Origin of the sequence: Roseibium sp. (assembly GCF_025698965.1) — a bacterium.
In the GTDB taxonomy this organism is placed as follows: Bacteria; Pseudomonadota; Alphaproteobacteria; order Rhizobiales; family Stappiaceae; genus Roseibium.
Map to the genome: position 1 here is coordinate 1 of NZ_JAILWL010000479.1, position 4,889 is coordinate 4,889.

The window sequence follows — 4,889 nt, forward strand, 5'->3', positions numbered from 1 at the left end:
GATGAAGTAACGCAGTTCCTCGACCGTGTATGCGGTGTTGAGTGGCAGAAAAACAATGCCTGCCTGGGCACAGGCAGCATAGAGTGCGAGTGCTTCCGGCGACTTTTCAACCTGAACCGCGACGCGGTCGCCGGTCCTAACGCCCAGATCGTTGAATGTGTTGGCAAATTGTGCCGCACGTTCCAGGAAATCCTTGTAAGAAACCTGAGTCCCATCTGTCAGATGAAGAAAGATCCGTTCGCTACCGGCGTGTCTTCCAAATAATGTGTCATAAAGCAGGTTGCTCATTCACCTGTCTCCCGAGGTCCTGTTTTTTTGCAGCAGCGTCCAGAGACCGGATTTCGGAGGAGGCTGCTATTTCTTGTGTGGTGGCGAACCGTTCGTGGTTCTGTGAAACCTTGTTGAGGTCGTAGAGATAGTTGACCATTGTGCCGGCGGATTGCGCGCGGCCTTTTTCTGATGTGTCGGCGTCGGCGTGAACCGCATTAATCTGAGCACCGTTGCCAAGATGGAAGCGAGCCACCGGGTCAAGCGGTTGGCCGTTCTTGCGCTTCGCCGACATCAGATAGTGGGCGGCAAGAATTCTGCGCTGTTTGGCGTCGGCCTCTTCAAATGGAATGTTCTCCGACCGCAGCCAGTTGGTGAGGCCGGGAATAGGGGACAGGGTCACAAAAGTCTTGAGCCCCGGCATTTCCGCTTCCAGGTCGGCCGCGACCTGTTTGATGAGAGAGTTGCCGAAGGATATTCCGGCCAGACCGGCCTGACAGTTGGAAATGGAATAGAAAACCGCGGTCCTGGCTTTTTCCGAGGTGATTGGTTCCCTGTCTTCCGCAAGAAGATCCTGGATGGATCCTGGGATATCGGCGGTCAGTGCAACTTCGACAAAGATCAGGGGTTCGTCCGGCATGGCGGGGTGGAAAAAGGCAAAACACCTTCGGTCACCGGGCACCAGTCTGCGGCGCAAATCATCCCAGTTGGCGATCTCGTGAACCGCTTCATAGGCGATGATTTTCTCAAGAATATGCGCCGGACTTTCCCAACTGATCGGCCGTAGAACCAGAAAACCCCGGTTGAACCAGGATACGAACAGATGACGGAAGTCCTGATCCAGCGCCTGCAATTCGTGGTCCGGTCCACCTAGGCGCAACAGGTCTGCCCGCATGCGTACCAGCGTTTCTGTTGCGCCCGGTATCTGATTCAATCGTCTGATCAATTCCTGACGATCCGGTTCGACTGCTGCCATGAATGCCCGATAGGTCTGTTTGCTTGGATCGGCCTCATAGGCATCGAGTGTCGTGCGGACCTTTTCCGGATCGATATTCATGTCGCCGGCCAGGTGATGAAAGAATGCCAGTTTTCCATCGTCGTCCATTTCCTGGTAGCGCTGCAGTATATAGTTGGCGACGGACTTGCCGGAAATTTCCCCGGTTGCACCGACAAGGGCGCTGATGAGTTCTTCCATGGGCCGGTTGTCATGCCGGTCCGGCGAGAACGTCAGGTAACGGCGTTCAAAAATGGTCGACAGCAAATCGCCTAGAATCGTCATGTGTTTCTCCAGGGGCAGATGGGGCCAGACAGTCACTGACATGAAGATATTAGGTCGTGCGAACCGGCCCAATTCCCCAAAAGAGTGAAGGTCGGCGTTTCAAGAGTTCCAACCCCTCTTCAACGTTACGAGAAATCGACACTTCCTGAGGACAGGCCGAATGATATGTTGAAGCTGCCTTCGTTGATCAGCCAACGCCTGATCGTGAAACTCCGTACGCCTTTCTTGTGCATGGGGTCTTCGGCAGCAAGTGCGCGTGCGTCTTCCAGGGACGATGCCCGATAGATGATCATCCCTTCACCGTTGATGTCTTCACCGGAAAAATCCGATACAGGACCTGCGAAAACCAGCTTACCTTCCTTCTCGAGTTTCGCCTGATATTCCAGGTGATCCGGTAGTGTACCGGGCAAATCCGCGTCCGGCCCGGAAGGGACAGAATTCACCAGATAAAGCTCCAGAGCGAGCGCTCCGCGTTCTTTGGCGGTGCGTTTGTAGTCGGCAAATTTCGGCATGTCATATCTCCAATTTTTTCCTACTTTAAAAAAATCGATATTATTTGACAATTGTAAAAATAGTCGTCAAAGTAACAAAAAATAGAGAAACGCCGAGGGTAATATGCGATTCTTAGTAGGTACGGGTGCGTCAGGGCAGGGTGTTTACCTCGTTGAAGGGGGCCAGGCTTGGAACCTGACGGCGATTGACAGCGCCGTCGGCACGGATTTGACGGCATTGATCGAAGGGGCTGTTGATCTGGCCGGTCTGGTTTCGAGAAAAGGCGAGACCGCAGCCGAACCGGTCTCGTCAATTACGCCGGCTCTTCCGGTAGAGCGCCCGGGCAAGATCATCTGCCTCGGTCTCAATTACGTCGATCACATCAAGGAAGGCGGCTATGACGTGCCGACCTATCCGGCACTGTTCATGCGGTGCAGCACTTCGATGATCCCGGCAGGTGCCCCAATGGTGCGTCCGTCCTGCTCCGAGCAGCTTGATTATGAAGCAGAGTTGATGGTGATTATCGGCAAGGGTGGAAAGCATATCAGCGAGAGCGATGCCCTTGACCACATCTTTGGCTATACGGTCTTCAATGACGGATCCGTTCGCGAATACCAGCGCAAGACCCATCAGTGGACGCCGGGCAAGAATTTCGATGCAACGGGACCGATCGGTCCGGTAATCGTAACACCGGATGAACTCCCTGAAGGAGCCGAAGGGCTCAAGATTGAATCTCGCGTGGGGTCCGAGATCCTGCAAAGCGCGACAACATCCGACATGTTGTGGAGCGTTGCGCGAACCATTGCCACGGTTTCCGAGTTCGCGACGCTGGAGCCGGGCGATTACCTTGCAATGGGTACGCCTCCGGGCGTCGGGCACGCCAAGACGCCGCAACGCTGGCTGCGTCCCGGTGAAATCGTCGAAGTGGAAATCGAAGGTATCGGCATTTGCGCCAACCCGATTGTGGCGGAGGAAGATGTCGTCAAGACGGAGGCCGCTGAATGATGACGGCCCCTTCGAATGCCCCGACCGGAGAAGCTCTTGCGAAACTGCGCGCCGAAGCGCAGGAGACCGTGCGCGAGCTTCGCAGTCGGATCGAAACGCTGCACGACGACGCAATCGATCTCATCTTACGCAATGCACGCTCGCACTATGCCTGGCAGGACAGACCGGTTTCACGGGAGGTTCTGAAAACGATCTACGAGATTACGGCAGCAGGTCCGACAAGCATGAATACCTGTCCGGCCAGATTCTTCTTCATCGAATCGCAGGAAGCCAAGGAGCGCCTTGCCAAGTCGCTGAAGGACAAGAATATCGACAAGATGATGTCGGCTCCTGCGACTGTCATCATCGCGCATGATGTCGAGTTCTGGAAAGAGTTGCCGTATCTGTTTCCTCATGAGGACCGTCGGCCGCATTTCGAAGGCAAGCCGGAGCATTCCGAGATCACGGCCTTCAGGAACGGAACCCTTCAGGGTGCCTATTTCATGATTGCCGCCCGGGCCATGGGGCTTGATGTGGGCGCCATGTCCGGCTTTTCGAACCAGATTGTCGATGAGGAGTTTTTCTCGGGAACCACGCTGAAATCGAACTTTCTTTGCAATCTCGGCTATGCCGACGAGACAGCGTTGTTCCAGAAACTTCCGCGACTTCCGTTTGAAGCTGCCTGTCAGTTTTTGTGAGGATGCATGCCGGCGTTGAGAGAAAAAACAGTCGTAAAGCTGCGGGCCAAAGGTCAGGGAGTGTCACACTCGCGAACCGATATCGATATCCGCGACATCGTTCTTTCGATTGACGAACCTGTTGTCCGTGGCGGGACCAACCTTGGTCCCGCACCGACAGAGGCGGCGCTGGCGGCCTTGGCCGGTTGCACGAATGTGATCGGCCATAAATGTGCAGAAAAGCTGGGTGTCGATGTTGGACACCTAGAAGTTGAAATTGCTTGCGACTTCGATCGCAGGGGTGTCACTCTGGAGGAAGAGATTGATGTCCCGTTTGTTGCGTTGCGTCAGGTGATTACCTGCGATGGAGCTCTCTCTGAGGAAGATCTCCAGCGCGTGGCAACCGAAGTTGCAAAATACTGTCCCCTTTCAAAACTCTTCGAGCAAGCGGGGACTTCAATGGAGACGATCTGGCAAAAGGCCTGACCAGTCTCGATTTCTTTGGGAGGAAAATGTCATGAGCGGGAAAATGACCAGGCGGAGTGCATTGGCTTTGGCGCTGTTGAGTGCAACGGCAATGCCGGCCTTCGCGACGGAAACCATCAAAGCGGTAGTGATCGACGGCTATCCTTCAAGAGCGCTTTGGGTCAAGGAATTCACCAATTTCTTCATTCCTGAAGTCGATAAGCGCCTGGCCGAGACCGGCAATTACAAGATGGACTGGCAGGAGAGTTACGGCGGCTCGATCGTCAAACCGAAAGGTGTGCTGGAAGGGATCAAGCTGGGGCTCGGCGATATCGGTATCGTCACCACTATCTTCCACTCATCCAAGCTGCCGAGCCAGGCCATTTCGGCGGTGACCCCGTTCATTGCTCCCGATTCACGCGCGGTGGCCAAGGCGGTTGACGAAATCGCCAAGGAATTCCCGACCATGCAGAAGGAATTCGAGGCGCAGAACCAAGTCTATCTGGCTACAGGCGTCGTGCTTGATACCTATCAGGTGTTTTCCAAGGAACCGATCGAAAACCTGTCCGACGTCGAGGGTGCCAAGGTTGCCGGTGCCGGCATGAATTTGCGCTATCTGGAAGGCATTGAAGGTGCAGCTGGTGTTCGTGGCGGTCTCACGGATTTTTACAATATGCTGCAGACCGGCATGCTGCTGTCCACCATACAGCATCTAACATAGTTTT

The 4,889-nt window shown here is 54.7% G+C and carries 7 protein-coding genes; 4 read left to right on the forward strand and 3 right to left on the reverse strand.

Annotation, left to right across the window (positions count from 1 at the left end; genetic code table 11):
• The 3 genes from K5905_RS27465 to K5905_RS27475 all read right to left on the reverse strand — a co-directional run.
• On the reverse strand, nucleotides 1-288 hold a 288-nt coding region (locus tag K5905_RS27465; RefSeq protein WP_297590267.1), incomplete at its 3' end, for an AMP-binding protein.
• Nucleotides 269-1,546, reverse strand: coding sequence for a malonyl-CoA decarboxylase (locus tag K5905_RS27470; RefSeq protein ID WP_297590269.1), 1,278 nt, complete (start codon nucleotides 1,544-1,546; stop codon nucleotides 269-271). The genes K5905_RS27465 and K5905_RS27470, both read right to left, overlap by 20 nt.
• A 125-nt stretch (nucleotides 1,547-1,671) precedes the next feature.
• On the reverse strand, nucleotides 1,672-2,058 hold the full coding sequence (locus K5905_RS27475) for a YciI family protein (RefSeq protein WP_297590271.1): 387 nt from the start codon (nucleotides 2,056-2,058) through the stop codon (nucleotides 1,672-1,674).
• A gap of 103 nt (nucleotides 2,059-2,161) precedes the next feature.
• Here K5905_RS27475 and K5905_RS27480 point away from each other — a divergent pair, with 103 nt between their 5' ends.
• The 4 genes from K5905_RS27480 to K5905_RS27495 are packed head-to-tail and all read left to right on the forward strand — an operon-like array spanning nucleotide 2,162 to nucleotide 4,885.
• Complete coding sequence (locus K5905_RS27480; RefSeq protein WP_297590274.1) at nucleotides 2,162-3,043, forward strand: fumarylacetoacetate hydrolase family protein; 882 nt, start codon at nucleotides 2,162-2,164, stop codon at nucleotides 3,041-3,043.
• On the forward strand, nucleotides 3,040-3,720 hold the full coding sequence (locus K5905_RS27485; RefSeq protein WP_297590276.1) for a malonic semialdehyde reductase: 681 nt from the start codon (nucleotides 3,040-3,042) through the stop codon (nucleotides 3,718-3,720). The genes K5905_RS27480 and K5905_RS27485 overlap by 4 nt, the downstream gene beginning before the upstream one ends.
• Before the next feature lie 6 nt (nucleotides 3,721-3,726).
• On the forward strand, nucleotides 3,727-4,185 hold the full coding sequence (locus tag K5905_RS27490) for an OsmC family protein (protein ID WP_297590278.1): 459 nt from the start codon (nucleotides 3,727-3,729) through the stop codon (nucleotides 4,183-4,185).
• Nucleotides 4,186-4,216: 31 nt separating this feature from the next.
• Nucleotides 4,217-4,885, forward strand: coding sequence for a hypothetical protein (locus K5905_RS27495; protein ID WP_297590281.1), 669 nt, complete (start codon nucleotides 4,217-4,219; stop codon nucleotides 4,883-4,885).
• The last annotated feature ends 4 nt before the right edge of the window (nucleotides 4,886-4,889 follow it).

What these genes read in the sequence shown, in the direction of transcription:
- K5905_RS27495 (WP_297590281.1), top strand. Translation starts at nt 4,217, where the DNA reads ATGAGCGGGAAAATGACCAGGCGGAGTGCATTGGCTTTGGCGCTGTTG.
- K5905_RS27485 (WP_297590276.1), top strand. Translation starts at nt 3,040, where the DNA reads ATGATGACGGCCCCTTCGAATGCCCCGACCGGAGAAGCTCTTGCGAAA.
- K5905_RS27490 (WP_297590278.1), top strand. Translation starts at nt 3,727, where the DNA reads ATGCCGGCGTTGAGAGAAAAAACAGTCGTAAAGCTGCGGGCCAAAGGT.
- K5905_RS27475 (WP_297590271.1), bottom strand. Translation starts at nt 2,058, where the DNA reads ATGCCGAAATTTGCCGACTACAAACGCACCGCCAAAGAACGCGGAGCG.
- K5905_RS27470 (WP_297590269.1), bottom strand. Translation starts at nt 1,546, where the DNA reads ATGACGATTCTAGGCGATTTGCTGTCGACCATTTTTGAACGCCGTTAC.
- K5905_RS27480 (WP_297590274.1), top strand. Translation starts at nt 2,162, where the DNA reads ATGCGATTCTTAGTAGGTACGGGTGCGTCAGGGCAGGGTGTTTACCTC.